The sequence below is a fragment of the Halomonas sp. ML-15 genome, from assembly GCF_014779595.1.
Taxonomy (GTDB): domain Bacteria; phylum Pseudomonadota; class Gammaproteobacteria; order Pseudomonadales; family Halomonadaceae; genus Franzmannia.
In genome coordinates this window covers 62,451-88,622 of the sequence record NZ_JACXZT010000019.1, presented here as the reverse complement: position 1 = coordinate 88,622, position 26,172 = coordinate 62,451, and the positions used below count along the sequence as shown (strand labels likewise).

General features: G+C 65.1%; 25 protein-coding genes. 15 read left to right on the top strand and 10 right to left on the bottom strand.

The annotated features are described in order from the left end of the window. The first annotated feature begins 18 nt into the window (after positions 1-18). The gene (locus IEI94_RS11980; protein WP_318153438.1) at positions 19-906 is read left to right on the top strand and encodes a DMT family transporter; all 888 of its coding nucleotides are present in this window, start codon (positions 19-21) and stop codon (positions 904-906) included. A 23-nt stretch (positions 907-929) separates the two neighbouring features. Here the strand turns inward: IEI94_RS11980 and IEI94_RS11975 are convergent, their stop codons facing one another. Beyond that, on the bottom strand, positions 930-1,547 hold the full coding sequence (locus tag IEI94_RS11975) for a class I SAM-dependent methyltransferase (protein ID WP_191169545.1): 618 nt from the start codon (positions 1,545-1,547) through the stop codon (positions 930-932). A 139-nt stretch (positions 1,548-1,686) separates the two neighbouring features. On the opposite strand from IEI94_RS11975, the gene IEI94_RS11970 reads away from it, so the two are divergent. The 5 genes from IEI94_RS11970 to astB are packed head-to-tail and all read left to right on the top strand — an operon-like array spanning position 1,687 to position 7,869. After that, positions 1,687-2,901, top strand: a complete 1,215-nt coding sequence (locus IEI94_RS11970) for an aspartate aminotransferase family protein (RefSeq protein WP_191167547.1) — start codon at positions 1,687-1,689, stop codon at positions 2,899-2,901. Between the two features lie 50 nt (positions 2,902-2,951). Further along, positions 2,952-4,016 (top strand): arginine N-succinyltransferase, encoded by a 1,065-nt coding sequence (locus IEI94_RS11965; RefSeq protein ID WP_191167546.1) that lies wholly within the window; start codon positions 2,952-2,954, stop codon positions 4,014-4,016. After that, entirely contained in the window at positions 4,016-5,032 is a 1,017-nt protein-coding gene (astA, locus tag IEI94_RS11960) for an arginine N-succinyltransferase (protein WP_191167545.1), read from the top strand. Before IEI94_RS11965 ends, astA begins: the two co-directional genes overlap by 1 nt. Positions 5,033-5,041: 9 nt before the next feature. Continuing rightward, positions 5,042-6,511, top strand: a complete 1,470-nt coding sequence (astD, locus tag IEI94_RS11955) for a succinylglutamate-semialdehyde dehydrogenase (RefSeq protein WP_191167544.1) — start codon at positions 5,042-5,044, stop codon at positions 6,509-6,511. Beyond that, entirely contained in the window at positions 6,508-7,869 is a 1,362-nt protein-coding gene (astB, locus tag IEI94_RS11950) for an N-succinylarginine dihydrolase (protein ID WP_191167543.1), read from the top strand. Before astD ends, astB begins: the two co-directional genes overlap by 4 nt. A gap of 45 nt (positions 7,870-7,914) precedes the next feature. On the opposite strand, the gene IEI94_RS11945 is transcribed toward astB, so the two are convergent. Both IEI94_RS11945 and IEI94_RS11940 read right to left on the bottom strand, forming a co-directional pair. Continuing rightward, positions 7,915-8,511 carry a putative adenosine monophosphate-protein transferase Fic gene (locus IEI94_RS11945; RefSeq protein WP_224750112.1) on the bottom strand — a complete coding sequence of 199 codons (597 nt, stop codon included), beginning with the start codon at positions 8,509-8,511 and terminating at the stop codon, positions 7,915-7,917. Next, entirely contained in the window at positions 8,511-8,672 is a 162-nt protein-coding gene (locus IEI94_RS11940; protein WP_191167542.1) for a YhfG family protein, read from the bottom strand. The genes IEI94_RS11945 and IEI94_RS11940 overlap by 1 nt, the downstream gene beginning before the upstream one ends. Positions 8,673-8,827: 155 nt before the next feature. On the opposite strand from IEI94_RS11940, the gene IEI94_RS11935 reads away from it, so the two are divergent. The 3 genes from IEI94_RS11935 to IEI94_RS11925 all read left to right on the top strand — a co-directional run bounded on the left by IEI94_RS11935 (position 8,828) and on the right by IEI94_RS11925 (position 11,726). Next, a complete protein-coding gene (locus IEI94_RS11935; RefSeq protein ID WP_191167541.1) occupies positions 8,828-9,313 on the top strand; it encodes a GNAT family N-acetyltransferase in 486 nt (161 codons plus the stop codon). A gap of 9 nt (positions 9,314-9,322) precedes the next feature. Then, a complete protein-coding gene (locus IEI94_RS11930) occupies positions 9,323-10,234 on the top strand; it encodes a LysR family transcriptional regulator (RefSeq protein ID WP_224750111.1) in 912 nt (303 codons plus the stop codon). Positions 10,235-10,337: 103 nt separating this feature from the next. After that, positions 10,338-11,726 carry an amidase gene (locus IEI94_RS11925; protein ID WP_191167540.1) on the top strand — a complete coding sequence of 463 codons (1,389 nt, stop codon included), beginning with the start codon at positions 10,338-10,340 and terminating at the stop codon, positions 11,724-11,726. Between the two features lie 109 nt (positions 11,727-11,835). On the opposite strand, the gene IEI94_RS11920 is transcribed toward IEI94_RS11925, so the two are convergent. Together IEI94_RS11920 and IEI94_RS11915 are read right to left on the bottom strand one after the other, a co-directional pair. Continuing rightward, positions 11,836-12,885 carry an SPFH domain-containing protein gene (locus IEI94_RS11920; RefSeq protein WP_191167539.1) on the bottom strand — a complete coding sequence of 350 codons (1,050 nt, stop codon included), beginning with the start codon at positions 12,883-12,885 and terminating at the stop codon, positions 11,836-11,838. A 2-nt stretch (positions 12,886-12,887) separates the two neighbouring features. Further along, complete coding sequence (locus IEI94_RS11915) at positions 12,888-13,346, bottom strand: nodulation efficiency, NfeD-like protein (RefSeq protein WP_191167538.1); 459 nt, start codon at positions 13,344-13,346, stop codon at positions 12,888-12,890. Positions 13,347-13,464: 118 nt separating this feature from the next. Here IEI94_RS11915 and zapE point away from each other — a divergent pair, with 118 nt between their 5' ends. Beyond that, complete coding sequence (gene zapE, locus IEI94_RS11910) at positions 13,465-14,589, top strand: cell division protein ZapE (protein ID WP_191167537.1); 1,125 nt, start codon at positions 13,465-13,467, stop codon at positions 14,587-14,589. Here zapE and IEI94_RS11905 read toward each other — a convergent pair. Beyond that, complete coding sequence (locus IEI94_RS11905) at positions 14,586-14,801, bottom strand: hypothetical protein (RefSeq protein ID WP_191167536.1); 216 nt, start codon at positions 14,799-14,801, stop codon at positions 14,586-14,588. The two genes, zapE and IEI94_RS11905, sit on opposite strands and share 4 nt — an antisense overlap. Before the next feature lie 186 nt (positions 14,802-14,987). Here IEI94_RS11905 and IEI94_RS11900 point away from each other — a divergent pair, with 186 nt between their 5' ends. The 3 genes from IEI94_RS11900 (at position 14,988) to IEI94_RS11890 (ending at position 17,447) form a co-directional block, all read left to right on the top strand. After that, the gene (locus IEI94_RS11900) at positions 14,988-15,455 is read left to right on the top strand and encodes a DUF305 domain-containing protein (protein WP_224750110.1); all 468 of its coding nucleotides are present in this window, start codon (positions 14,988-14,990) and stop codon (positions 15,453-15,455) included. Positions 15,456-15,575: 120 nt separating this feature from the next. Next, on the top strand, positions 15,576-16,322 hold the full coding sequence (locus IEI94_RS11895; protein WP_191167535.1) for a trimeric intracellular cation channel family protein: 747 nt from the start codon (positions 15,576-15,578) through the stop codon (positions 16,320-16,322). A 66-nt stretch (positions 16,323-16,388) separates the two neighbouring features. Further along, positions 16,389-17,447 carry a DUF3541 domain-containing protein gene (locus IEI94_RS11890; protein WP_224750109.1) on the top strand — a complete coding sequence of 353 codons (1,059 nt, stop codon included), beginning with the start codon at positions 16,389-16,391 and terminating at the stop codon, positions 17,445-17,447. 13 nt (positions 17,448-17,460) lie between these two features. Here IEI94_RS11890 and IEI94_RS11885 read toward each other — a convergent pair whose 3' ends face one another. After that, a complete protein-coding gene (locus IEI94_RS11885) occupies positions 17,461-18,306 on the bottom strand; it encodes an alpha/beta fold hydrolase (RefSeq protein WP_191167533.1) in 846 nt (281 codons plus the stop codon). Positions 18,307-18,683: 377 nt separating this feature from the next. After that, entirely contained in the window at positions 18,684-22,109 is a 3,426-nt protein-coding gene (locus IEI94_RS11880) for a hypothetical protein (RefSeq protein ID WP_191167532.1), read from the bottom strand. 167 nt (positions 22,110-22,276) lie between these two features. Here IEI94_RS11880 and IEI94_RS11875 point away from each other — a divergent pair, with 167 nt between their 5' ends. After that, positions 22,277-22,993, top strand: coding sequence for a DUF3581 family protein (locus tag IEI94_RS11875; protein WP_191167531.1), 717 nt, complete (start codon positions 22,277-22,279; stop codon positions 22,991-22,993). 4 nt (positions 22,994-22,997) lie between these two features. Here the strand turns inward: IEI94_RS11875 and IEI94_RS11870 are convergent, their stop codons facing one another. Both IEI94_RS11870 and IEI94_RS11865 read right to left on the bottom strand, forming a co-directional pair. Next, positions 22,998-23,909, bottom strand: coding sequence for a universal stress protein (locus IEI94_RS11870; protein ID WP_191167530.1), 912 nt, complete (start codon positions 23,907-23,909; stop codon positions 22,998-23,000). A 74-nt stretch (positions 23,910-23,983) separates the two neighbouring features. Continuing rightward, positions 23,984-24,997 (bottom strand): acyltransferase family protein, encoded by a 1,014-nt coding sequence (locus tag IEI94_RS11865; protein WP_191167529.1) that lies wholly within the window; start codon positions 24,995-24,997, stop codon positions 23,984-23,986. Between the two features lie 146 nt (positions 24,998-25,143). Between IEI94_RS11865 and IEI94_RS11860 the strand changes: the two genes are divergently transcribed. Next, positions 25,144-26,016 carry an alpha/beta hydrolase gene (locus IEI94_RS11860; protein ID WP_191167528.1) on the top strand — a complete coding sequence of 291 codons (873 nt, stop codon included), beginning with the start codon at positions 25,144-25,146 and terminating at the stop codon, positions 26,014-26,016. Positions 26,017-26,172: the final 156 nt, after the last annotated feature.

The window sequence follows — 26,172 nt, the reverse complement described above, 5'->3', positions numbered from 1 at the left end:
CGTGACAAGGAGGCGCCTATTCGCGCGCTACGCCCCCATCTATTTCTACTGCTGGTCGCGGCGATCTTCGCCGGCAATATCCTGGTCGGCAAGGCGCTGGCGGGCCTGCCGCCGTTCACCATCTCGCTGGGCCGGGTCTTTATCGCGCTTTTGATCATGCTGCCGCTGGGCTGGCATCAGGCGCGCCGCGGCTGGCCGCTGTTCCGCGAGCACTGGCGGCCGTTGGTGGGCCTGGCGCTGACCGGGGTGGCGTTCTTCAATGCGCTGATCTATGCCGCGCTCAACTTCACCAGCGCTACCAATGTGGCGATTCTCGAGAGCATGATCCCGGTGGTGACCTTGCTGTTCAGCGTGGCACTGCTGGGTGAGCGCTTCCGGGTTGTGCAGTGGCTGGGGGTGGCGCTGTCGCTGGGCGGTGCGGTAACGGTTATCACCGCCGGCCAGCAGGGGCCGGCCATCGCCGGTGGGGTCAATCCCGGCGATGCGATCATGCTGCTGGCGGTGCTGGTGTGGGTGGGTTACTCGCTGCTGGTCAAGGCGCATATGGCGCGTTTTCCGCGCTACGGCGGCCTGCTGGTGATGCTGGTGATCGCCAATCTGGCGCTGGCGCCGATCGCCTTGTTCGAAGGCGCCGCCCAGCAGCTGCCGCAGTTGAGCGGGAACCAACTGCTGGGCCTGGCCTACCTGGGCATTTTCCCCTCGGTGGTGGCGCTGCTGCTTTATAACAGCGCGCTGGCCGATATCGGCCCGACCCGGGCAGCGATCTATCTCAATCTGCTGCCGGTGTTCACCATGCTCGGCGCCTGGCTGTGGCTCGATGAGCAGATCGTGGCGCTGCAGGTGCTGGCCAGCGCGGTGGTCATCGTCGGGGTGTGGTTGACCATCGCCCCGCGGAGAGTGTCTTGAGGTAGGCAGCTTTCGTACAAGGCCTAGCGCTTGCTGGCCAGCAGGGCGCGAAACAGCTCGCCCATCATCACCGGGGTGTCATGCTCGATGACGAAACCGGCGTCCTCCAGCAGCGGCCGCGCTTGGCGGGTGATATCGGTGGCCAGCGCCGTGGTCACCAGATTCAGCGCGCGGCGCGCGATCCCGGCAGGGTGCGAGTCGGGCTGGAACTTGTCCATCACGCACAGCTGGCCGTCGTGCGCCAAGACGCGGTGCGCCTCGGCCAGGCCCTGCGTCGGGGCCGGCATCACCGCCACGATCAGATGCATCACCACCACGTCGAAGTGGCCGTCAGGGTAGTCGAGGTCGCCGGCATCCATGCTGCGCGCGGTGACGTCGAGATGCAGCGCCTCGGCGCGCCGCGCGATGCGCTTGACCATTGCCGGGGCCAGATCGGTGGCGTGGATTTCGACGTTGCGCGGCAGAAAGGGCAGGTCGAGGCCGGTGCCGGCGCCCACCAGCAGCACCCGCATCCCAGGGGTCCAGGTCACCTGGCCCAGGGCCTGGCGTCGGGCGCGACGGAAGGCGCGCGCAGCGACCAGGTCGTAGATCGGCGCATAGAGGCTGTAGCGCAGCCGGTTCCAGGCGGTGGTGTTGAGCATGATGGCGCCCTCGCGCATGGGGACTCTGAGCGTTAGTCTAACCGCTTTTCATAATTCGCCGTCCCATTGCTGAAAGCCCGGCATGACGACGGCACCGTATACTCGTTTGATCAATCGATCCCCGTGGATGGAGACCCTCATGAGCCACACCCCGACCCGCAGCGACTTCGACCGTTATATGACGCCCAACTATGCACCGCAGCAGGTGATCCCGGTGCGCGGCGAAGGCAGCCGCCTGTGGGATCAGGAGGGTCGTGAGTATATCGACTTCGCCGGGGGTATCGCGGTCAACTCGCTGGGCCACTGCCATCCGGTGCTGGTCAACGCCCTCAAGGCCCAGGCCGACAAGCTCTGGCACCTCTCCAACGTCTACACCAACGAGCCGGCGCTGAAGCTGGCCCGCGCGCTGGTCGAGCGTACCTTCGCCGACAAGGTGTTCATGTGCTCCTCCGGGGGCGAAGCCAACGAGGCGGCGCTCAAGCTGGCGCGGCGCTGGGCGGTGGAGCACCACGGTGAGCACAAGGACAAGATCATCTCCTTCTCGCAGTCCTTCCACGGGCGCACCTTCTTTACCGTCAGCGTCGGCGGCCAGCCCAAGTACTCCCAGGGCTTCGGCCCGGTGCCCGGCGGCATCCTGCACGCCACCTACAATGACCTCGACAGCGTGCGCGCGCTGGTCGGCGACGATACCTGCGCGATCATGGTCGAGCCGATGCAGGGCGAGGGCGGTATCGTGCCGGCGACGCCGGACTTCCTGCAGGGCCTGCGCGATCTCTGCGATGCCCACAACGCCCTGCTGGTGTTCGACGAAGTGCAGACCGGCGCTGGCCGCTGCGGCGAGCTCTACGCCTACAAGAACTACGGCGTGGTCCCCGATATTCTGACCAGCGCCAAGTCACTGGGCGGCGGCATTCCGGTGGGCGCCATGCTGACCACCGAGGCGATCGCCACGTCGCTGGCCATCGGCACCCACGGCTCTACCTACGGTGGCAACCCGCTGGCCTCGGCGGTGGCCCTGGCGGCGGTCGAGTATATCGACACGCCCGAGGTGCTGGCGGGGGTGAAAAAGCGCCACGAGCTGTTCCGCGAGCACCTCGAGACCATCAACCGCAAGCACGGCGTGTTCCAGGAGATCCGCGGCATGGGCCTGCTGATCGGCGCGCAGATGGCGCCGGCCTACCAGGACCAGGCCAAGGATATCCTGCCGCTGGCCATCGACGAGGGGCTGATGGCGCTGATCGCCGGGCCCAATGTGCTGCGCATGGCGCCGTCGCTGGTGATCCCCGAAGCCGATATCGAAGAGGGCATGGCGCGTCTCGAGCGCGCCATCGCCAAGCTGGTGGCCAAGGCGTGAGTCGAGTGCCAGCCAGCGATGCTCAATCGTTCCGCTCAGGAGGACACGCCATGCTGGTCGTTCGTCCCGCCCGTCCGGCGGACCTGCCGGCCCTGGAGCGCCTGGCCGGCAGCGCCACGCCGCGGCTGACCAACCTGCCGGCGCATCGCGACCGCCTCGAGGAGCGCATCACCCGCTCCCAGCGCGCCTTCAGTCGCGAGGTGGAGTTCCCCGGCGATGAGCACTACACCTTCGTGCTCGAGGATCGCGAGCGCGGCGAGGTGGTGGGTACCGCCACCATCCGCGCTCAGGCTGGCGCCAATGAGGCCTACTACACCTATCGCCAGGAGACCCTGATCCACGCCTCGCAGCAGCTCAACGTGCGCCGCGAGGTGCAGACCCTGTCGCTGTCCCACGAGGTCTCCGAGGCGACCCTGCTGTGCGCGCTGTCGCTGGATCCTCGCTACCAGGGCACCAGCGCGATGAGCCTGCTGCGCCGAGCGCGACTGATGTTCATTGCCCAGTATCCGGAACGCTTCGCCGAGATTCTCGCCGTGGCCTTCCCCGGCTATCTCGATGCCGACGGTGAATCGCCGTTCTGGAACAGCGTCGGGCGCCACTTCTTTGCGCGGGGCTATCAGGAGATGAATCATATCGCCGGGGTGCGCTCGAAGAGCTTTATCGCCGAGGTGATGCCGCAGTTTCCCCTCTATCTGCCGCTGCTCACGCCCCAGGCGCGGGCCGCCATCGGCCGTGAACATCCGGATCATGAACCGGCGCTGGAGGAGATGCTGGCCGAGGGCTTCGTACGCTCGCGGCACGTCGATATCTTCGACGCCGGGCCCGTGGTCAAGGCCGAGCGCTCGCGCCTCGAGTCGTTCCGGCGTGCCGCCTGGCACCCGGTGCGAGTGCGCCCGGCGCACACCCTGCCCGACGCCGAGCCGGCGATGATCGCCAACCAGCAGCTGGCGGACTTCCGCTGCGTGGTGGCGCGCTATGCACTGTCGCCCACCGGTCAACTGATGCTGTCGCCGGAGCACGCCGAGATTCTTGGCGTCGAGGAGGGGCGTGCGGTACTGGCCGCCCCCTTGGCGCTGCCCGCCGCCATCGATGCACTCGACGAGGGAGAACTGTGATGCGCATTCGTCCGATCGCCCGCGGTGACCTCGATGGCCTCCAGGCGCTGGCCCAGCAGACCGGGGTGGGCTTCACCTCGCTGCCCGACAATCGCGATTTCCTGGCCAGCAAGATCGAGCTGGCGGTCCGCGCCTTCGAGGAGCGCACGCCGGCGGATGAGCGGCTCTACTTCTTCGTGCTCGAGGACGACGCCAGCGGCGAGCTGGCCGGCTGCTGCGCCATCGAGGGCCAGGTTGGCCGCGAGGTGCCGTTCTACAATTACCGGCTCGGTACCCTGGCGCACTCCTCGGTGCAGCTCGACCTGCATCGCACCATCGATACGCTGTTCCTCAGCTCCGATCACACCGGTGATGCCGAGGTCTGCTCGCTCTACCTGCGCCCGGAGTATCGTCGCCACCGCAACGGTGCACTGCTCTCCAAGGCGCGCTGGCTGTTCATGGCGCAGTTCCGCGACCGTTTCCCGGCCAAGGTATTGGCGGAGATGCGTGGTGTCTTCAATGAAGCGGGGATCAGCCCGTTCTGGGAGTGCCTGGGCAGTCACTTCTTTCCCATGGACTTCAACGAGGCCGACCGCCTGACCGGGCTGGGGCAGAAGAGCTTTATCGGCGAGCTGATGCCCAAGTTCCCGATCTACACCACCTTCATGAGCGAGGAGGCGCGGGCCTGTATCGGCGAGGTCCACGAGCACACCCGCCCGGCGCTGGAGATGCTCAAGAAGGAGGGCCTGCGCTGGGAGGGTTATATCGACATCTTCGACGGCGGCCCCACGGTGGAGGCCTATATCGACGATGTGCGCGCGGTACGCGACTCGCGACTGTGCCAGGTCGAGGTCACCTCACAAGCCCTCGACAGTGAGCGCCCCACCTGGCTGGTGGCGACCACCGCGATGCTCGACTTCCGCGCCGCCTGGATAGGCCGCGGCCCCAACGAGGACGGGGTAATCGTCCTCACTGAGGAGGAGGCGCACCGACTTGAGGTCGGGGCGGGCGATTCCCTCCGTCTACTCGAAACCTAGGAGATGACTATGCAAGCCAAGCAGCAACTGCTGATCGGCGGCGCCTGGGTCGACGGCGACGCGGAGCGGTTCGCCAAGCTCGACCCGGTGTCCCACCAGGAACTGTGGCAGGGCGCCAGCGCCAGCGCTACTCAGGTCGAGGCCGCCGTGGCGGTGGCACGGCAGGCGTTCCCCGGCTGGGCACGCACCCCGTTCGCCGAGCGCCAGGCGCTGGTCGAGCGCTTCCGCGGCGTGCTCGAGAGCCACCGCGAGGACCTGGCCACTGCGATTGCCGGTGAGACCGGCAAGCCGCTATGGGAGGCGCGTACCGAGGTCGGCGCCATGATCGGCAAGGTGGCCCTGTCGATCAGCGCCTACCACGAGCGCACCGGCGAGCGGGAGCGCGACCTGGGCGACACCCGCGCCGTGCTGCGCCACCGCCCCCACGGCGTGATGGCGGTGTTCGGCCCCTACAACTTCCCCGGCCATCTGCCCAACGGGCACATGGTGCCGGCGCTGCTGGCCGGCAATACGGTGGTCTTCAAACCCAGTGAACAGACCCCGCTGACCGCCGATCTGGCGCTGCAGTGCTGGCGTGAGGCGGGCCTGCCCGAGGGCGTGATCAATCTGGTGCAGGGCGCCGCACCGGTGGGTCAGGCGCTGGCCGCCTGTCGCGATATCGATGGCCTGCTGTTTACCGGCAGCGCCAAGGTCGGTGGCATGCTGCACCAGCAGTTCGCCGGCCAACTGGACAAGATCCTGGCCCTGGAGCTGGGCGGCAACAATGCGCTGGTGGTCAGGGATGTGCCCGACCAGGACGCCGCGGTGCTGACCATCCTGCAGTCGGCCTATCTCTCCGGCGGCCAGCGCTGCACCTGCGCGCGGCGGCTGATGGTGCCCCAGGGCGAGGTCGGCGACCGCCTGCTCGAGGCGCTGGTAACGGCTATCGACAAGCTCAGGGTCGGCGGCCAGTTCAGCGAGCCGGCGCCGTTCTACGGTGGGCTGGTCAGCGTGGCTGCCGCCGATGGCCTGCTCAAGGCCCAGGATGAGCTGGAGGCGCTGGGCGGCACGGTGCTGTCGCGGATGCGGCGGGTAGAGGAGAACACCAGCCTGCTGAGCCCGGCGCTGATCGACGTTACTGGTCTTGAGGTGCCCGACGAGGAGCACTTTGGGCCGTTGCTCAAGGTGCACCGCTACCGCGACTGGGACGAGGCCATCGCCCTGGCCAATGATACTCGCTACGGCCTCTCCGCTGGCCTGATCGGCGGTAACCGCGAAGAGTGGGACGACTTCCTGCTGCGCATTCGCGCCGGCATCAGCAACTGGAACCGCCAGACCACCGGCGCCTCCGGCGATGCGCCCTTCGGCGGCGTCGGCGACAGCGGCAACCATCGCCCCAGTGCCTACTATGCCGCCGACTACTGCGCCTATCCGGTGGCCTCGATGGAGAGCGAGGATCTACAGCTGCCTGACCAGTTGCCGCCGGGGGTGGTGCTATGAGCGATGCTGCGAACCTGGACGTCCGCGAGGTCAACTTCGACGGCCTGGTGGGGCCCACCCACAACTACTCCGGCCTGGCGCTGGGCAACGTGGCGTCGATGAGCCACGGCGGGTTGGTCTCCAACCCCCGCGAGGGGGCGCTGCAGGGGCTGGCCAAGATGAAGTCGCTGCTCGATGCGGGCTTCGCCCAGGGCGTACTGCCGCCCCAGCAGCGCCCTGACCTGGGCGCGCTGCGTGCGCTGGGCTTCAGCGGCACAGCGCATGAGGTGCTGACCCGCGCCGCCCGCGAGGCGCCGCAGCTGCTGCGCGCGGTGTGTTCGGCGTCGAGCATGTGGACGGCCAATGCCGGCACCGTGACGCCGAGCGTCGATGCCGTGGATGGCCGGGTGCATTTCACCCCGGCCAACCTGCAGTCGAGCTTCCACCGCTTTCTGGAGCCGGAAACCACTGGCCGCGTGCTGGCGGCGATCTTCCACGACCCGCACCACTTCGCCCACCACCCGGTGCTGCCGGCGACCCCGGCCTTCTCCGACGAGGGCGCGGCCAACCACACCCGCTTGAGCGCCTCCCACGGCGAGCCGGGGGTACATCTGTTCGTCTACGGCCGTCAGGCCTTCGGCGGCGATCCCGCCCATGAGCCCCGGCACTTCCCGGCGCGCCAAACGCTGGAGGCCAGCCAGGCGGTGGCTCGCCAGCATGGCCTCAGCGATGCCCAGGCGGTGTTTGCCCAGCAGCACCCCGAGGCCATCGACGCCGGCGTCTTTCACAACGACGTGATCGCGGTGGGCAACGGCCCGGTGCTGCTCTACCACGAGATGGCCTTCCGCGACGAGCAGGGCACCCTCGATGCGCTGCGCGCCAGGATGGCCACGCCGCTGATTCCCGTGCGCGTGCCGGTCGAGGCGGTGAGCCTGCAGGACGCGGTGACCTCCTACCTGTTCAACTCCCAGCTGCTCTCCCAGCCCGACGGCTCGATGACCCTGGTGGTCCCCGGCGAATGCCAGGAGAACGAGGCGGTATGGCGCACCATTCAGGATCTGCTGCTGGCGGGCCATAACCCTATCGGCGAGGTGCTGGTCAAGGACGTCAAACAGAGCATGCGCAACGGCGGCGGCCCCGCCTGCCTGCGCCTGCGGGTGGCGCTCAGCGCCGCCGAGCGCCAGGCCCTCTCCGGCCGGGTGCTGCTCGACGAGGCGCTCTACGCCGAACTCACCGCCTGGGTCGAGCGCCACTACCGCGACCGCCTGGCGCCGGACGACCTCGCCGACCCGCAGCTCGCCGAGGAGACCCTCAGTGCGCTGGACGAACTGACGCAGATCCTGCAGATCGGCTCGGTGTATCCGTTTCAGTTGGGGTAGGACTCGCTGTCTGTTGGAATAGTCGTCATGAACCGTCCACTGGTGCTATTCCGTCAGCGCTTTGCCGATGCACCGGCCAAAGAGTTTTATCATCGGCTGGTAATCGCAGTGATAGGCGGCGATGTTGGCGTGCAGCCACTCGTCGCGCTCTAGCCCCTGCCATGAAATCTCGTAGCCGCAGTTGATGACGATATGCTCGAACAGTAGACGCTGTGCTCTACCGTTGCCTTCGCGGAAGGGGTGGAGCACATTCAGGTCGCCATAAAACTCGGCAACGGCCTCTATCAGTGCTTCGCGGGGCAGGCCTGTGAAATAGTGCCGTTGGGCGAGAGAGTCGAAGAGTTTATGCGCCTCAGGTTCGATGCGAGCGGCATGGCAGAAGCGTGTCTCACCCTTGGCGATGTCAATGCTGCGAAGCTCTCCAGCCCAAGGGTAGAGATCGCCGAATAACTGATGGTGCAGGCTCTGTAGGTAGGCGAGATCATAGGGAGGCGGCGAGAACTGAATCGCATTGGTGGCCAGTAAGGTCAGTTCCCTCTCGGCGCTGATCAGCTCGTTCTCATCGTGGATATTTAGGCAATTACGCAGCGTTGTACTGCCCGGATAGCAGTATGGATCCTGCCCCGTGCCGTATTTATCCATCAGAGGCGAGAGTGGCGGTACTTGGCCAGGATGGCTTCTCGGGTGAGCGTGTTATCGGCTGCTGGGAGAGTGAAGCCTTCCAGATGCATGCTGGCCTTATAGTTAGCTCTCTTGACCTTGGCAAAATACGCTTGCTTGGCTTTCAGTGATATGTCCGGCATGAAAGTGGACTCGCTGAGGTTTCCATCATTCTAACGTATCGCCTAGCCCAGGCAATGGGTCGGCCCGCGTTGTTGCCTAGTCGTCCTCTGGCGGGCCGGGGCCTTTGTGGTTACCGTATAGTCCTTATGCAGTGGATGGCCTGAGGAGCGCCGAGATGGCGGAAGCACCAACGATTGAACGGCTGCACGCCGAGTCCCCCTATCTCGCCACAGTGGCGGGGTGGACCCATGCCGCCTGGGGGCATCTCCACCCCGGTAAAACGCTCGCCGATGCCATCCAGCAGCTGCGCGGTGAGTGCGGTGCGGGTGGCGTGCCCTCGGTGTTCGTCGCCATGCACGACGGCGTGCCGGTGGGCACGGCCAGCCTGGTGGTCGACGATATGAGCGACCGCCGCGATCTATCGCCTTGGCTGGCCTCGGTCTTCGTGCTGCCCGAGTGGCGCGGCCGGGGCATTGCCTCGTCGCTGGTGCGGCGGGTCGAGGCCGAGGCGCGGGATGCGGGCATTGCGCTTTTCTATCTCTACACGCCGGATCAGCAGGCGCTCTATGCCCGACTCGGCTGGCAGCCCGTGGAGGAGCGTGACTATCGTGGCGAGGCGGTGACGATCATGCGCCGCCGGCTCGATGCAGACACTCCCTGAGCGGGCACGATGATGCACTGGCGAGCGCTACGCTACTTCGACACCGTGGCCCGCTGCCGTTCGCTGAGGCAGGCGGCGGCACAGTTACATATCGCCCCCACCGCCATCAGCCGGCAGATCGATCTGCTCGAGCATCAGCTCGGTGCTCCGCTGATCGAGCGAGGGCCCAACGGCATCAGCCTTACCGCCGCCGGCGAACTGCTGGCGGCCCAGGCCCAGCGCACGCTGCGCGATCTCGAGCGGGTTCAGGAGCATATCCACGATCTCAAGGGGTTGCGCACCGGACGCGTCAGTCTGCAGGTGGCAGAAGGCGTGGTCGCCGGGATGCTGACACCGGCGCTGGCGCAGCTGAGCCGCCAGCATCCGCGGCTCGATTTCGATATCCATATCGCCAGCGCTGGCCAGGTCGTCGAGGCGTTGCGATGCGGTGATGCCGACATCGGCCTGGCCTTCTTCATGCCGCGGCACGACGATATCCTGACCCTCGCCAGCGGCATCCTGGAGCACCATGTAGTGATGGCGCCGGACCACCCCCTGGCAGCGGCTCGCACGCTGCGCCTGGCCGATCTCGTCGAGCAGCCGCTGACGCTGCCCGATGCGCGCTATGGCGTGCGCCAGGCCGTCGACGCGGCGGCCCGCCAGCAAGGCGTGAGGCTGACGCTGACCTTCCATGCCGCCTCCCTCGAGACTCAGAAGGCACTCGCCATGGCCGGCGTGGCGGTGCTGATTCTGCCCCCCATGGCGGTGGCCCGGGAGTGTCGTGCTGGGCAACTGGTGGGAATTCCCTTGCAGCACGGAGAGCTGCCGGGAGCGCGGGTCGACCTGTGTCTCTATCGGCACCGTCAGCGCAGTTTTGCCACCGAGGCGTGTCTGTCACTGCTGGCGGAACAGGTCAATCGCCTCAATACCCCACCAGCGTAGAGTGCACATAAAACGTGGACACACTGGCATCGCAATTGTAATAGCAGTGGGCACCGCCCCGCGCCATGCTGAAGGCATCGTTCACCATGCCGAGAGAGACTGCATGCACTCGCCCCATCGGATGACCGCCACCCAGCTGCTTTCCGCCTACCGCGACAAGTCGCTGTCGCCGCTCGACTACGCCGAGTCGTTGATCGCCCACATCGAGCGCTGGGAGCCCCATCTCAACGCCCTCTATGCTTATCGCCCCGAGGCCTTTGTGGCCGCGGCGCGCGCCTCCAGCGAGCGCTGGGCGCGGGGCGAGCCCTGCGGCAACCTGGATGGCGTGCCGGTGACGCTCAAGGAGCTGATCGCCACCTGCGGCCTGCCGGTGCCCGGGGGCACGGGGCTCGGCGAGCAGCCCAAGGCCAGCGAGGATGCGCCCCCCGCGGCGCGCCTGGCCGAAGACCATGCACTGCTGCTGGCCAAGACCACCTGTCCGGACTACGGCATGCTCTCCTCGGGGCTCTCCTCCTTTCACGGCCTGACCCGCAATCCCTGGAACCTGGCGTGCAATACCGGCGGCTCTAGCTCCGGGGCAGGCGCGGCGGCGGCGGCAGGCTATGGCCCGCTGCATCTGGGCACCGATATCGGCGGCTCGATTCGCCTGCCGGCGGCATGGTGTGGGGTGGTGGGCTTCAAACCGACCCTGGGGCGGATTCCCATCGACCCGTATTACGTGGGGCGTTGCGCCGGCCCCATGACGCGCAGCGTCGACGACGCCGCACTGATGATGACGAGCCTGTCGCGCACCGATCGTCGCGATGCGATGCGGCTGCCGCCGGAGAGCGTCGACTGGACGGATCTGCGCCTGGAGGTGAAGGGACTGCGGCTAGGGGTGATGCTGGAGGCGGGGTGCGGCCTGCCGCTGGAAGCGCCGCTTCGCCAAGCCGTGGAGTTGGCGGCGCAGCGCCTGGAGGCCGCCGGGGCGACCCTGGTGCCGCTGGCGCCCGTCATGAACCGGGAGATGCTCGATGGCCTGGATCGCTTCTGGCGGGCGCGGCAGTGGAGCGAACTGGAGGCGCTGACGCCGACACAGCGTGAGCGGGTTTTGCCGGCGATTCTTGCCTGGGCCGAGGATGGCGCACGCTTGAGCGGCGTCGAGGTGGTGCGCGGTTTCCAGCAGACCCTGAACATGCGCCGGGCGACCGAAGCGGTGTTCGAGCAGGTGGATGCGGTGATCTCGCCGACCACCCCCAACGTGGCGTTTCCTGCCGACTGGGTCTCGCCTACCAACGATCCGCAGCGTCCTTTCGAGCATATCGTCTATACGCTGCCGTGGAACATGGGCGAGCAGCCGGCGATATCCCTCAATGGCGGTTTCAGCGACGCGGGTATGCCGCTGGGGGTGCAGCTGATCGGGCCGCGTTTCGCCGATCACCTGGTGCTCAAGCTGGCCAAGGCGCTCGAAGCGCGGCTGGAGCTGGCGCCGCGCTGGCCATCGCCACCTTGACCGGAGGTCTCGCTGGGGGCCAGCGGACCGCCCGAGGCAGCGAGTGCTAGAAACAGCGCGGCCGGGCAATGGCCCGGCCGCGTCGTCGTTCGTACCTTAGTGCGGAGGATCAGCTGCCACTGGCGGCACCGCCCACCACGCCGCCACGCAGCCCATCGGTCTGGCCACTGCCGCGCAGGTGCTTGCCTACGGCGTCTTCCGGGGAGCCGGCCAGGTCGCGGAACATGCCCATCGAGCCGAGCAGGGCGCTGGACTCGTAGGGCACGAAGACCCGCTCACCGTCCTTGGCCATGGTCGGCAGGGCCTTGATATAGCTCTGGCCGAGCAGGTAGCCGACGACGGTCTGCTTGTTCTCCTCGCTGTCGCCGATGGCATTGAGTACCAGTTTGATCGACTCCTGCTCACCCTGGGCGCGCAGAATCGCCGACTCCTTGTCGCCCTGGGCGTTGAGGATCGAGGACTCCCGCTGGCCCTGGGCCTTGGCGATCGCCGCGGACTTCTCGCCCTCGGCTTCTGTCACGGTGGCGCGGCGCTTACGCTCGGCGGCCATCTGCAGGCGCATGGCGGTCTCCACCTCTTCGGGCATGGCGATATCCTGCACCTCGACCCGCGACAGCTTGACGCCCCACTTGGAGGCGGGTTCTTCCATGGCGGTCTGGATTTCGTTGTTGACCTCGGCGCGGGACTCGAACAGCTTGTCGAGCTCCATCTTGCCGACCACCGAACGCAGGGTGGTCTTGGCCAGTACTTCCACCGCCTGGCTCATGTTCTCGACTTCGTAGACGGCGCGCTTGGGATCGATGATCTGGTAGTAGAGGGCGCCATTGATGCGCACCGTGACGTTATCGGTGGTCACCACCGGCTGGCCGGGGAAGTCCATCACCGTTTCGCGGCGGTCGATGCGGATCTCATCGCTGGTGATGGCGTGGTAGTCGTCGCCCATCTTGCGGTAGCGGATCATGGTGATCGCGCGCGGCTGATCGATAAACGGGATGATGATGTTGATGCCGCTTTCCAGCACACGGTGAAACGAACCGAGACGCTCGATCACCATGACTTCCGATTGGCGAACGATCACCAACCCCTTGACGACGATCAGGATGCCGATGAAGACGACAATCAGGGCCAATATCAAGCCCGGGCTTACGGGGAGATCCATGTTCAATGCTCCTTGGGTGGTGCGATGGTGACGATGGCGGTAGTGCCATCGAATTCCTTGAAGACCACGGCGGTACCCAGCGGCAGTTCGGTGGCGGCAGTTTCCTGCACGCGCAGGCGATAGAAGTCGCCGTTGACCTTGATGCCGGTGGCGCCGTCGTAGTCGCGAATCAGTGTGCGGTAGACGCGGCCCTTCTCGACCCCGGTGCCGGTGGTGCCGTAGGCCACGCCGCGGGGTGAGAACCACGGGCGGATAAACTTGATGGCTACCGGGACCATGACGCCGGTGGCCAGTGCCAGGCCGATCAGCTGCCAGGCTAGCGGCAGGCCGAGCCAGGCCAAGAGGGCCGCGAACAGCGCCGCTATGCCGAGGGCCAGCAGCACCATGGCGCCCGAGGTGAGCTCCGCCAGCGCCAGCAGCAGGCTGAGTGCCAGCCACAGCAGGGCCGGGTTCCAGTCCATTGGGGTCTCCTTGAGGCCAGAAGCGGCCACCATGGTACTGCATTGAAGCGCGGTGGGGGCATTTGTCTGCCCGCGGCGATCGTGGCAAGGTCTGACTCCCGATTCGAGGAGCTCCGCGATGCCCCAGCGACTCTCACCCCGCCAGGCCTATGACGATGCCGTGGCGCGTCTGGACTTTGTCGCCGACGATGCTCAGGCGCAGGCCGCGGATGTGCTCGAGGCCTGCTACCGGGCGCTGCATGAAAACGGCGCGCGACCCCAAGGCGTCTATCTCTGGGGGCCGGTGGGGCGTGGCAAGACCTGGCTGATGGATCGCTTTCACGCCTCACTGGCGGTGTCCGCCCGTCGTCAGCACTTCCACCACTTCATGCGCTGGGTGCACCGTCGCCAGTTCCAGCTCAGCGGCACACCGGACCCGCTGTCGGTCATGGCCGGCGAGCTGCGCGCCGAGGTCGAGGTGCTGTGCCTGGATGAGCTGTTCGTCAGCGACATCGCCGATGCCATGCTGCTCGGTCGGCTGATGCAGACGATGTTCGACGCCGGGGTGGTGCTGGTCACCACCTCTAACCAACCGCCGGACCAGCTGTATGCCGAGGGCTATAACCGCGAGCGTTTCCTGCCAGCGATTGCCGCCCTTCAGCGCCATCTGCAGGTGGTAGCGATGGACGGCGGCTGCGATCACCGCGAGCATCCGGGCCGCGCCGAGCAACGCTACTGGGTGCGGGCGCCGCAGCGGCTGGCGCGCGCTTTTACCGAGCTTAGCGATGGCCAGCCGACCAGCAGCGAGCCCCTCGATCTGGGTGGGCGCAGCATCGAGGTGGAAGGGCGCAGCGAGACAGTGCTGTGGTGCCGCTATACGGCGCTCTGCGAGCAGCCGCTCGGGGCGCTGGATTTCATCAGTCTATGCGACCGTTTTCGACATATCCTGGTCGGCGGAGTGCCGGCAATGGGCGGCCAGACTGGCGAGCCGCTCGAGGAGGCCAAGATCGAGGACCTGGGGCCGGATACCGCCGGTGGCGGTGCGCGGCGTGGCTTCTCGCAGCAGGACGACGGCGCAAGGCGCTTTATCGCCCTGGTAGACGAGTGCTACGACCGCGGCGTGCCGCTCTATATCGAGGCACAGGTGCCGATCGAGGCGCTCTATGCCCACGGCGAGCTGAGCTTCGCCTTCCGCCGCGTGGTCAGCCGCCTAGGGGAGATGCAGCTGGCCCGTTTCGGCCAATGCTCCGAGACCAGCGCCTAGCGCTCAGGTACCTGGGTTTGGCCGCGAATTTCACCGGTTTCGTCGCGGTAGGTGCCAGGGCGTTGCTGATCGCCGGGGCCATCTTCCTGGGGTACGCCCCACTGCTGTTCGCGACTGCCGTCGGGGAAGGTGTTCACGGTGCAGCCGGCCAGCATGACCAGACTCAATGTCAGGCCGCACAGCGGGAATAGGGGTGAGGTCAGGCGGCTCATGGTGGGGCTCCGGATGTATGATGCTATGCCGCTAGCATGCGGCCGCGGGGGCGCGAATTTCAAGCCCGCTGCTGTATTGCCGAGCGCCTGATGACACCACTTGACCTGTGGGTGGCCCACAGCTTTTACATTGGCGGTCTGACACTATTCGTCTCAAGACCCCGTTTCAGACATCAGGAGTTTGCCATGATGCGATCTACCAAGACCGATACCCGCGCCGCCGTGGTTGAGACCGATGCTTCCCGCGGCCCGCTGGCGCTTCTGCTCGGCAGCCTGGGGGTGGCCGCGGTGCTGGCACTGAGTCCTCTGGCCGAGGCCAGCAGCCACGACCATGATCATGACCACGGCGATCAGCACGCTCATGATGATCATCAGATGGACGATCAAGAGCATGCCGACGACCCGGCGGTGCAGGCCTATCGCGAAGCCAATGACCGCATGCACGAGGGCATGATGGTGGGCTTTACCGGTGATGCCGACGTCGACTTCGCCCGTGGCATGATCCCCCACCATCAGGGTGCCATCGACATGGCCAATATCGTGCTCGAGTACGGCGAGGACGAAGCGCTTCAGCAGCTAGCCCGGGAGATCATCGAGGCCCAGGAGGAGGAGATCGCCTTCCTCGAAGACTGGCTGGAAGAGCACGGCCACTGATTCTTTCGCTTTCGTTTCACCATGTTCACGACGCCCGCAGCAGCGGGCGTTGTCATTAGCGGATGAGGCCTAAGAGCCCCTCGGCTATGCTGTCGCCAAACACTTGGAGGAGAAGGCGGCGTGACGGGATGGGTCTATTGGCTGGATATGGCCGGAGTGATCGTGTTTGCACTGTCGGGGGTGATACTCGCCTGCCGCTCGCGGATGGATCCCTTCGGCATGCTGGTGCTGGCCGCGGTGACCGGCATCGGTGGCGGCACCCTGCGCGACCTGGTGCTTGGAGTGCGGCCGGTGTTCTGGGTCAGCGATCCGACCTATTTATGGGTGATTCTGGCCACCGTGGCGGTGTCGATTCTCGGCTTTCACTATATCCACCGTCTGACGCGGACCTTCCTGCCGGTGACCGACGCCTTCGGCCTGGCGCTGTTTACGGTGATCGGTGCCCACAAGGCGCTGCTGCTCGGTAGCCCCGGCGTGGTGGCGGTGCTGATGGGCCTGATGACCGGCGTGGCCGGCGGCATGATCCGCGACCTACTGGCGCGCCGGGTGCCGATGGTGCTGCGCCAGGAGGTCTACGCCACGGCGTCGATTGCCGGTGGCACTGTGTTCGTCGTGCTCAGCACCCTGCAGGCGCCCACCGCCATGGCCATTGGCCTGGGATTGGCGGTCACCCTCGGCCTGCGCCTGGCAGCGATTCGCTGGCATCTTGCGCTGCCGACCTTCGCCTGGGTGGTCACCGAACCCGCGCCTCCCGCGCCTGAACCGCCGCTTACACCTGGACCCAATGATACGCCGCCGACCACGCGGCGCCGAACCAAGGCGCGGGTCAAGCTGATCCGCCCCGGCCGACGGCAGGGGCGCCGCTAGCCAGCGGCTATACTGATGCCCAGAGAGAGACTCTCTCGCTCAGGTACCAACAGGGAGGTGTCCACTATGCGCCATGCGCATCCGCGCAGCTGGCTGGTAGTGTGGTTGGCAATGCTGTGGCTGGCGGGCTGCGCCACGCTGGCGCCTTCCACGTCCCAGGATGAGGTCGCCGAGGCGATTCAGGCCCGCTACGAGGCGGAGCTGTTCACGCTGCCGCTGGACAAGCAGCGCCACTATGCTCAGCGGCTCTATCGAATCAGCGGTGACGTGCGCTATGTACCGCTCACTGAAAGCCACGCCAAGCGGCTGATGCTGCGTCTTGGGGAGGAGCTCGACGGCCTGGTCGCCCATCACGACCATGCCGAGCGGCGCAGCCAGGCACTGCTCGATGCCTACCCGACACGCACCGAGAAACAGCGTGCTCGGCGCCAGATGTTCGCTGACTGGGGGGAGATGATCTACGCTCGCAGCTTGCTGTTCTCGCTGGTGCAGCTCGACTACTACGGGCTGCTGGGAACGCCGCGGCTGGCTGGGCACGAACGTGCCCTCGACTATCTGGCAGAGGTCGATTTTGCTGCGTTTCTGACCGACCCGCAGGTGCTGTCGGTGTATGCCGCCCAGGTCGCCAATATCGTTCACTACTTGCATCAACTCGAGATCGTCGACCTGCGTGACGATGTGGTCAGCGCCTTTCGCGAGCACTACTCACCGGCTCGAGTCGCAGCCCTGGACGTCGACGAATACCGTAATCGCATCTACGGCATGACCCACTTCGTGATCGCCGACAGCCGCTACTATCAGCGCCAGGTGAGTGCCACCGAACACGCCTGGATTCTCGAAGCCTTTGCTGCGGAGCTGCCGCGCATCCTGCACGATACCACCGAGGACATCATGGCCGAGGTGGGGATCAGTTTCCTGCTTGCCGGCAAGCATGACCACCCGGCCGTGGCGAGTCTGCGAGCGGCAATCATCGACGCCTTCGATCCGCAGGCGAGGATGATTCCCGCCACCGACGGCAGCGTTGACCTCGTCCGCGGCGAACATCGCAACGTGCTGGCGATCATGCTGCTGCGCTGGCCGGCACAGCTGTACCCTGGGCCTGACCTGAGCGAGATTGGCGACTGATACATGGGAGGCGTTATGCCACCTGTGTTTTTTGCTCAGCAGGGATCAGGAAGTCGCGGAGTACTCTTTCCATTGTCTGCCGTGCGTCAGCATGCTCAAGGTCAAGGAAGTGTCCCGTGTTCGGCACTACCTCAAAGGTACACTGCTGCATATGGTCTTTGGCAATGACAATATCTTCCGGAGTCGTGTATTCATCCAGTGCCCCATTGACGAAGAGGGTCGGTATATTGATGTTGCCCAGTAGCCGCTCATAGTCGGTGTCGTCAAGGGATAGTATTTGCTCAATATGAAAGCAGACCTGTTGAAGCTCATGCTGGTCTAGTCGTGAGAGATGCCTGTAATTTATATGTTTCAGCAGGCGCGGCAGATATTTCCCTACTTCTTCATTAAGTAGATTGGCGGCGGTTTTAGTGTCGCCTTGCTGGATATAATGCCGAGCACCGTGAACATAGCGAAGCATCGCATCGTTGAGCTGGATCGAGAATGATGCCAAAACGGCTTTCTTGATAGAGTTGGGAGATTGGGACAAGGCCATCATGGCGGCATAGCCGCCCCAGGAGACAGATAGTAATGATGTGGGTTTGAAACGTTCGATGAGTGCAAGCAGGATATTGACTTCATCCTCTTTGTCGATGATGCCGCCCGACGGGTTATAGGCTTTTGACTGCCCCGCAAATGGCAAATCGAAGAGGATGACGTTCATGCCCTCGCGCAGGTATTTGACGCAGTTGGTAAAAGAAGCGGTGGTGGCAAGGGCTCCATTTACCATGATGATGCTTTCAGTGTTGTGTGGCTGCTGATAGAGTTCTACATGGATGCGGTATTTATCTATCGATACGATGTCGGTGTCGGCTCTCATTTCTCTTCCCCTGCGGTATATACACATCGGTTGATGTGAGTTGTAGCGTGCTAGATGAGTGGTTTAACTTAAATGCCAGACTCATAAGCGGTTACGGATATCGCAAGCGAAGCTTATTTATAAGTTTTCTTTATTTTAGATAATTCTTTATGATTGCCGATGGTAAGTATGTAGGTTGATGCTTAAACTTTTGTAGGAAATTTGCCACACTTGTGTAAGATCACCTTGCAGGTGATTGTTCGTATGGTAGTGCTGCTATATGTAATTTCAGGTAGTTGGTTTTGTTGTATAACGTGTTCTTTTGTGGAGTGAGGCGCATGGTGGAGTGCGTCAGGGCCGGGTTGTAATGCCAGAGGGTAGTCAAGACGTCGATTGGATCAGGGCGACTCGATGTCGAGGGACTCCAGCCAGTGGCTGGCGGAAGGGGCGTCGGCAGTGAATACCGGCTGGCGCTCGAACCAGCCTCGCGCGCCGGGCCACTGCCAGCGGCGCTGACCGTCGGCCAGCGCCACGCCCAACGCCAGGGCGCCATAGCGGGCGTAGAACACGCCGCGCGGTGAGTCCTCGCCGAGGCGCAGGTTGGCGCGCAGTTCGCGGCCCTGGCCACTGAGCTCCAGGTCGCGGATGTCCAGGCGCTGCTGGCGCATGTCGAGCCGCGCAGAGCCGCGGATATCGCGCACGGTGAGCAGGTTGCGCAGCCAGCGGCGCTCGTGAGCGGCGCTGACGAAAAGCTCCACCAGCGGGCCGCTGTCGCGCATCGCCAGGCGCAGCTCGCTGTTGAGTGCCAGCGGCTGCTGCCAGGTCAGGCGCCCCTCGGCGAGCTCCAGGTCGGCCCACCAACCGTCGCTGAGAGGGGTATCTTCCTCGGCCAGCTGCACGTTGCTCAGCGAGACCCGCGACCCACTGCTGTCGAAGGTCATGTTGCGCAGGTCGCCGTCGTTGAGGCGGGCGTCGATCATCAGGCTGCCGGCAAGCTCGCGCTCATGGAAGGCCAGGCGGGCGTCTGGCGCATCCAGACGCAGCATGCCGTGGGCCTGGTAGCCGTCGAGGCGGAGGTCGCTGGCCAGGATGGCGTGCCCGCCTAGCAGCGTCAGCGGTGAATTCTCCGGCAGGTAGGCGTTGAAGACCGTCAGGTCCTGCGCCTCGATATGCGGCAGGGCGATATGCGTATCCAGGGCTTGAAGCCCGGCGGCGAGATCGAGCCGCCGGGCTTCGGCGGTGAGCTGCATATGCCGCCCTTCGATCAGCGCTGCGCCGGCCTCGCCGCGTCGCAGTGCCAACTGCGGCATGCTCAACGTCAGGGCCGCGCTCAACGCCTCGTGGCTGCCGGTGGCGGTCGCCACCAGTTGGCCGTCACCGCGGGCCTCGAAATCGAGGAAGCCCAGCGCGAAAGGCGTGGCATCCAGGCGCAGCTCGCTGCCTGGCACCAGCCGGCCGGCGTCCAGTTCGATATCGGCGCGCAGCTGGGCGTTGCCGTCCACCGCCAAGGCGTGTTCGCTGCTCAGCAGGGCATTGAACAGTGCCATGTCAGCAAGCAGGCCATCGAGGCGCAGCCGCCCGCTGGGGCTACGCGCGCCGCCTTGCTGCCAGCCGCTGCCACCGGTAAGCACGGCCTCACGGGCGATCACCACGCTGCGCGTTTCGGCGTCCTCGGCGCTAGCCTGAAGGGCCAGGCGTGAGCCACTGATGTCCAGCCGTCCACTAGCGAAGTGCGCCTGGTTGATGATCAGCTCGAGGTCGGCGCCACCGCTCAGGGTCTGGCCCAGCAGCTGGCCGCGAATCGCCGAGCCGTCGAGGGTGATCCGGCCGCGGGCACTATCGCCGTTGACCACCAGCACGCCGCTGGTGGAGGCGGTGCCGGCATCCAGCTGCCAGGCCGGGGACTCGGGCAGATAGAGGTTCAGCGCGGCGACGTCGGGTACTGCGGCACTCTGCCAGGAGAGCTGTGCCTCGGGATTATCCAGGCGCCGCCCGCTGTCGGGCAGCTCGCCGCTGGCGCTCAGCGTCAGGCGCGGCGCGTCGAAGAGGCGGCGTCCATCCGCCAGACGACGCACACCGACGTCGCTCAGGTCCAGGGTCAGCAGCCCCCGCTGCGGGATGTCATCGACGATGCTGGCGACCAGGGTGCCCTGGCCTAGGGTGTCGAGACCCAGAAAGCGGCCACCGATCATCGGCGAGTCGATCTGCAGTCGGCTACCGGGAAGCGGGCGGCCCTGGTGAATATCGATTTCAGCGTTCAGTCGGCCGCCGCCGCGCAGCCCCAGCGACTGGTCGACGAACAGCTCGTTTAGCAGGCCGTCGAGAACCCCGAGCTGGTCGATCTCGCCGGAGACACTGAGCGCGGCATCAAACGGGACAGCGGCGAGCAGCGGCGGGGTCACCACCGGGGTGTCGCGCGGTTCGTCGCCGCTGGCAAGAAACGGGTCCAGCGGCAGCAGTGGCCAGGCGTTGGCAAGTTCGGCACGAGAGAAGACCAGCGAGGTGGTCAGCGGTTGGCCGTCGTCATCGCCCAACGCCTGTAGGGTGAAGTGGCTGCCGGAGAGGTCGAGCCGACCGCTGCGCGGGTCGAGCAGCGGCAGTGCCAGGGTGACGCCCAGGCGCCCGCGCATGGGAGTGTCGCCGAGGCGCAGGGCGACCTCGTCGCCGTCGAGGCGGAAGGTGCCCTTGAGGGCGTCGTCGGCGTAGTCGAGAAAGCCGCGCAGGCGCCCCCGGCCGCTCTCCAGCTGGAGCGGAAAGGTGGCGGGCAGGTAGGGCCTGAGCGCGGCGATATTGCTGAGTTCGGTGTCTTCCCAGCGCAGCCCGGCGCGATGCAGCCGCTCGGGGGGCTGGTCGAGGCGCAGCCGGTCGCCGGCCAGCGCGATGCGAAAGCCGTCGCCGCGCATCACTTCCGTACCGTCCTGCTGCCACATGCGCATGTCGTCCAGGGTCAGGCCCAGCCGAGTTTCCGGCTCGCCCTGGTCGTCGCTGATGGTGGCGCGGATGCGACCGTCGCCGAGCAGCTGGTAGCGCTGCCCGCCAGCGGTCAGCCGGGTGCTGTCGAGGGTCACGCCGAGATCGGGGGAATCGAGCTGCAGTTCGCTGCCGGGTAGCAGCTCGCCGGCCTCGAGCAGTAGGCGACCGGTGAGGTCGCCGTGGCCGCTGACCTCCAGCCACTCAAGGCCCAGCAGGTAGTCGCTGAACACCGCGTAGGCATCGCTGGCGCCGGCCAGGTCAAGCTCACCGTCGACGGCGTGAACGATATCGCCGCCGCGCTGGTCGGCAAAGTCGAAGGGGGCAAGCCGCAGTCGGGCGGCAAGCCGAATGTCCTCGACCAGGGTAACGGCATCGCGGGTGATTCTGCCGTCGTCGAGGTCGAGTGCCATGCCCTGAATGGAGAGCTCGCGCTGCTGCCAGACAAGTTCGCTGAGCCTGAGTCGACCGCTGCCAGCCACCCGCAGTCGCCCCACGGCGACCTCGTGGATGCGCCGGGCATCGAGTTGGTCGACCTCGATGCGGCCCTCGAGTAGCGGCCGCAGCGCAACGCGCAGGTTGACCTGCTCGATGTCGAGACCCAGCCAGCGCGGTGCCTGCTGAATCAGCTCCAGGCGGGCAGCGCTGAACTGACCGGGATACCAGCTCCAGGCGCGCTCCCAGCGCAGGTCGAGCTGGGCACGGTCCAGCGGCTCCTCAAGCAGGGCAGTGCGCAACCGCTCACTGTTGATCAGGGTGTTGGCCAGTGCCAGATACACAAGCCACAGCCCCAGCAGAGTCAGCAGCGAGATCTTGGCGGCGCGGCGCACCGTACCCGAAAAGTACCACGCCATCAGCGCTGCCGCAGGGCAAGGCAAGGATTAGAAGAGGCATCGGCGCGGTTCCCGCAGTGCGATGTCGCTAGACAACTCATGAGGCTATGGGTCAACCTGCGTCTCCCATGCCGTACGTAATATGGCATCATCCACCAATACAATCCTTATGCGCAGGCACATAACGCATGTTTCTCGATGATTTTCATACGGTCAGGGACGGCCGCATCGGCATCTCCGCGGATCAGGCCAGTCACTTCGCCAAACGCGTGGCGGGAGACTATAACCCGATCCACAATCCCGATGCGCGGCGCTTCTGTGTCCCCGGTGACCTGCTGTTCTCGCTGGTGCTGATGCGTTTCGGGCTGTCGCAGCATATGAATTTTCGCTTCCTGAGCATGGTGGGAGCGGACGTGCCACTGGACTTTCTCGAGCACGATGATGGCTTCCTGCGTGTGACCGACGAGGCGGGCAAGGTCTATCTCGAGGTCGACCGGCGCGGCGAACTGACCCGCGACGAGTCGGTGGTCGAGGCCTTTGCGCGGCGCTACGTGGCATTTTCCGGCAAGAATTTCCCCCACTATCTGAAGCCGCTGATGGAAGCCGAGGGGGTGATGTTCAACCCCCAGCGGCCGCTGGTCATCTACGACAGCATGGGGTTCTCGCTGACTCGTCTGGATGCAGTAGCGCCGGGCCTGGAGTTGTCCGGCTCGGCACTCGAGGTGGCCGGCAAGCGTGGCGATGCGCTGCTCGAGTTCGACATGACCTGCGCTGGAGAAACCATCGGGCACGGGTCCAAGAAACTCGTCGTCAGTGGCCTGCGTGACTACGACGCCAGTGCCATGGATGCCATCGTCGACGAGTTCTATCGGCTCAAGCATGCTTATGAGTCCTCGACAGCCTGAAGGCTTAGCGAGTGACGACGGTGATCGGGCACGGCGAGCGGTCGATCACCTTGTGGCTGACACCGCCGAGTAGCTGCTCTCGCCACTGACTCATGCCGCGTCGGCCCATGATCAGCATTGGCTTGCCGCCCGCTTGTCGGGCGTGATCGAGAATCGCCTCCGCCGGTGACCGGCCAATCAGGCACTGTTCGATGATGGGCGACTCGACGCCGTCCAGATGCTTCCTGGCATGGGAGAAGATCCACTCGCACTCACGCCGTTCGGTATCGCGCTGGCGTGACGGGGTCGCCGGGTCGTCGGGATCGCGCGGCACGCAGTACATCAGCTCCACCGGTAGCTGGCCGGAGATGGCCAGGCCGGCGGCCAGCTCGGCGGCCGCGGCGCTGTGCGATGACCCATCCACCGGTAGCAGGATGCGATCGATATGCTCGGCGTCATCGATCGACATCTGGTCGTGAACCACGCATACCGGACCTCGCGCCTTGTGGATCACGGCATTGCTGAGGTTGCCACGCAGCAGCTTGCCCAGCCGGTCGAGCCCCTGGGCGCCCATTACCAGCATGCTGTCGGGAATCTCGCTGGCGTGTTCGATGATCTCGCGGGCCAGGTGGCGCACGAAGTCGTGCTCGCGCAGGGTCACCTCTTCCACCTCTACGTCGAGGTCGTCACCCAGCGCTTGACGCGCCTGAGTGAAGGCGCGGGTCACCGACCCCTGGATCACCTCATGGTCATAGTCGACTTCATCGAGGCGATTTGCCGGGATATCGCTGAGCTCGGCGGGGTACAGCGGCTGCACGTGCAGCAACTGCAGAGGGGCCTGCCACAGGCGCGCCAACTGGGCGGCGTGACGCACCGCGGCGAGGGTAGCCCGTGAGCCATCCACCGGCACCACGATCTGTGAGATTGGCCTGCTCATCTATCTACCGCTCCTTTTATTATCGAAACCTCTTAACTGCCAATAGCCTAGCGCAGAGTGGCGGGTCTTGTCGGCTAGCGGATCGCCAAACGCTTGCCGAACATCATCCCGCCCCAGTTGAACCGGTTGACCAGATCATTGAGCAAGATCGATCCGGCCATGCCGACCACCAGCAGCAGCGCGCAGTAGACCATCAGCGGAAAGTGCAGATAGCCGTCGAGGAAATCGACGACGGCAAAGAACAGCGGGTGCGCGAGATAGATGCCAAACGAGTACTCGTTGATCTTCTTGACCAGCGGCGGCGCCGGGCGATCCTTGAGGGTGCGCATCAGCCAAAGCGTGAACAGGATGAAGAAGGGGATCACCCAACTCTCCTTGGATGAGTACTCGAGCTGGCCGGCGAAGGTCAGCGCCACGATGATGGCCACCCAGCCGGCCAGCCACCAAGGGCTGGCCAGGTAACGCAGCGCGTTGACACGCGACAGATCAGGATAGTGGCGCACCATCACCAGTGCCAGGAAGAACAGATAGATCCAGCCGACCGGAACGATCCAGTGCAGGTAGCCAGGGGGCGAGACATCGAACCAGCGGGTCATGCCCCAGTAGCCGGCACTGATCAGACTGCCGATGACCAGCCAGGGGGCGGCGGGCAGGTAGCGGCTGAGGTGGTAGCGGTTGTAGACCCAGTAGAAGACATAGAACTGCATGGCGATGATCAGGAAGTAGCCGTGCCAGCCAGCGTAGATCATGTACTCGACGAAATTGTCGACGAAGCCCAGCTCGCCGCCGTCGGCGGTCACGCTCAGGTAGTTGGTGGTGGAGTAGATCAGCCCATAGATGACATAGGGCACCATCACGTACTTGACGCGGTTGGCCAGGAAGCCGTCGGGGATATGACTGCCGTAGCGCGCCGAGAACAGAAAGATCGAGATGAAAATGAAAACTGGCGTGCCGAGCACGGTGGGAATACGGGCGAGGTCGATATAGAGGTTGTCGAAGCGCTCGTTGAGGCGGTCGAGGAAGTGGAAGCAGAACACCGCCAGGCAACCATAGAAGCGCAGCCAGTAGATTTCCTCGATTCGTTTCATGGGCCCCCCAGCCGGTTCGATAGTGATGATCGTTAGCAGTTGAACGACCTCGCGCCGCGTGATGTCCGACTGCGGTATGCTTCAGTAATTCCCTGATCAGGCATATTTCATGGCGTTTTATTTCATGGATAGGGAGACACCCAGATATGAAGCTACGCTTGCATGCACTGCTGCTGGGGGTGGTGGCGCTACTGTTGGGGGGGCCGGCAGTGGCGGGGCAGGTCAGCCATCAACGCTTTGCCTCCGAGACCCTTGGACATGACTATCCCTACACCATCTATCTCCCCGATGGCTATGCGGTGTCCAATCAGCGCTACCCGGTGATCTATCTGCTGCATGGCTCGTTTGGCAGCGACCGCGACTGGGCCAGCAGCGGCAATTTGCGTACGGTGGCCGACCGCCTGATCCAGCAAGGTCGTATCCCGCCGGCGGTGATCGTGATGCCGGGAAGCCTGAGCTGGTGGGTGGATGGTCATAACGAGGCAGCGCGCACCGCCTTCTTCGACGACCTGATGCCGCACATCGAGGCCTCCTGGCATGTGCATGAGCACCGCGAAGGACGCGCCGTCGGTGGCCTATCGGCGGGCGGGTACGGCACCCTCAATTTCATCATGGAGCGCCCCGAACTGTTCGCCGCCGCCGCTGCGCTGAGCCCAGCCAGCTACAGTCCAATGCCACCGGGCAACTCATCGGCGCGTCGCCACCCGGCCTTCGTGGATGATGAAGGGCGTTTCGACCCAGTGCTGTGGTCGCAGCTCAACTATACCGCCTACCTCGACGACTACCTGGCCCAGTCGCAGGTCGTGCCGCTATACCTAAGTGCCGGTAACCGAGACCCCCTGGATGCCGAGACGCATGCGCGGCGCATTTATCGCGAGCTGGTCGACCACCAGCCAGAGCAGCTGATGCTGGAAATTCTGCGCGGTGGCCATACCTGGCGGGTGTGGCGCACCAGCCTGCCCAGTGCGCTGATGTTCATGGGTGACTACCTCGACCCGCCGCGGCCGCTGGAGGAGTGATAGGGGCAATCCTGTATTATGCTTTACAGTAATAAGCTTGGGTGAAAATGCTCCTGACGCGTTGCAGTATTCGCTCAACTATATGAGATGAGTGCCGATATCTGTGGCAGAAGGCCATCGCAAAGTACGGTGGCTACCCCTGTCGATAGATACCCG

What these genes read in the sequence shown, in the direction of transcription:
- IEI94_RS11890 (WP_224750109.1), top strand. Translation starts at nt 16,389, where the DNA reads ATGCGCCATGCGCATCCGCGCAGCTGGCTGGTAGTGTGGTTGGCAATG.
- IEI94_RS11925 (WP_191167540.1), top strand. Translation starts at nt 10,338, where the DNA reads ATGCACTCGCCCCATCGGATGACCGCCACCCAGCTGCTTTCCGCCTAC.
- zapE (WP_191167537.1), top strand. Translation starts at nt 13,465, where the DNA reads ATGCCCCAGCGACTCTCACCCCGCCAGGCCTATGACGATGCCGTGGCG.
- IEI94_RS11860 (WP_191167528.1), top strand. Translation starts at nt 25,144, where the DNA reads ATGAAGCTACGCTTGCATGCACTGCTGCTGGGGGTGGTGGCGCTACTG.
- astB (WP_191167543.1), top strand. Translation starts at nt 6,508, where the DNA reads ATGAGCGATGCTGCGAACCTGGACGTCCGCGAGGTCAACTTCGACGGC.
- IEI94_RS11945 (WP_224750112.1), bottom strand. Translation starts at nt 8,511, where the DNA reads ATGGATAAATACGGCACGGGGCAGGATCCATACTGCTATCCGGGCAGT.
- IEI94_RS11940 (WP_191167542.1), bottom strand. Translation starts at nt 8,672, where the DNA reads ATGCCGGACATATCACTGAAAGCCAAGCAAGCGTATTTTGCCAAGGTC.
- IEI94_RS11935 (WP_191167541.1), top strand. Translation starts at nt 8,828, where the DNA reads ATGGCGGAAGCACCAACGATTGAACGGCTGCACGCCGAGTCCCCCTAT.
- astD (WP_191167544.1), top strand. Translation starts at nt 5,042, where the DNA reads ATGCAAGCCAAGCAGCAACTGCTGATCGGCGGCGCCTGGGTCGACGGC.
- IEI94_RS11975 (WP_191169545.1), bottom strand. Translation starts at nt 1,547, where the DNA reads ATGCTCAACACCACCGCCTGGAACCGGCTGCGCTACAGCCTCTATGCG.
- astA (WP_191167545.1), top strand. Translation starts at nt 4,016, where the DNA reads ATGCGCATTCGTCCGATCGCCCGCGGTGACCTCGATGGCCTCCAGGCG.
- IEI94_RS11905 (WP_191167536.1), bottom strand. Translation starts at nt 14,801, where the DNA reads ATGAGCCGCCTGACCTCACCCCTATTCCCGCTGTGCGGCCTGACATTG.
- IEI94_RS11865 (WP_191167529.1), bottom strand. Translation starts at nt 24,997, where the DNA reads ATGAAACGAATCGAGGAAATCTACTGGCTGCGCTTCTATGGTTGCCTG.
- IEI94_RS11920 (WP_191167539.1), bottom strand. Translation starts at nt 12,885, where the DNA reads ATGGATCTCCCCGTAAGCCCGGGCTTGATATTGGCCCTGATTGTCGTC.
- IEI94_RS11875 (WP_191167531.1), top strand. Translation starts at nt 22,277, where the DNA reads ATGTTTCTCGATGATTTTCATACGGTCAGGGACGGCCGCATCGGCATC.
- IEI94_RS11880 (WP_191167532.1), bottom strand. Translation starts at nt 22,109, where the DNA reads ATGGCGTGGTACTTTTCGGGTACGGTGCGCCGCGCCGCCAAGATCTCG.
- IEI94_RS11900 (WP_224750110.1), top strand. Translation starts at nt 14,988, where the DNA reads ATGATGCGATCTACCAAGACCGATACCCGCGCCGCCGTGGTTGAGACC.
- IEI94_RS11915 (WP_191167538.1), bottom strand. Translation starts at nt 13,346, where the DNA reads ATGGACTGGAACCCGGCCCTGCTGTGGCTGGCACTCAGCCTGCTGCTG.
- IEI94_RS11930 (WP_224750111.1), top strand. Translation starts at nt 9,323, where the DNA reads ATGATGCACTGGCGAGCGCTACGCTACTTCGACACCGTGGCCCGCTGC.
- IEI94_RS11885 (WP_191167533.1), bottom strand. Translation starts at nt 18,306, where the DNA reads ATGAGAGCCGACACCGACATCGTATCGATAGATAAATACCGCATCCAT.
- IEI94_RS11870 (WP_191167530.1), bottom strand. Translation starts at nt 23,909, where the DNA reads ATGAGCAGGCCAATCTCACAGATCGTGGTGCCGGTGGATGGCTCACGG.
- IEI94_RS11965 (WP_191167546.1), top strand. Translation starts at nt 2,952, where the DNA reads ATGCTGGTCGTTCGTCCCGCCCGTCCGGCGGACCTGCCGGCCCTGGAG.
- IEI94_RS11970 (WP_191167547.1), top strand. Translation starts at nt 1,687, where the DNA reads ATGAGCCACACCCCGACCCGCAGCGACTTCGACCGTTATATGACGCCC.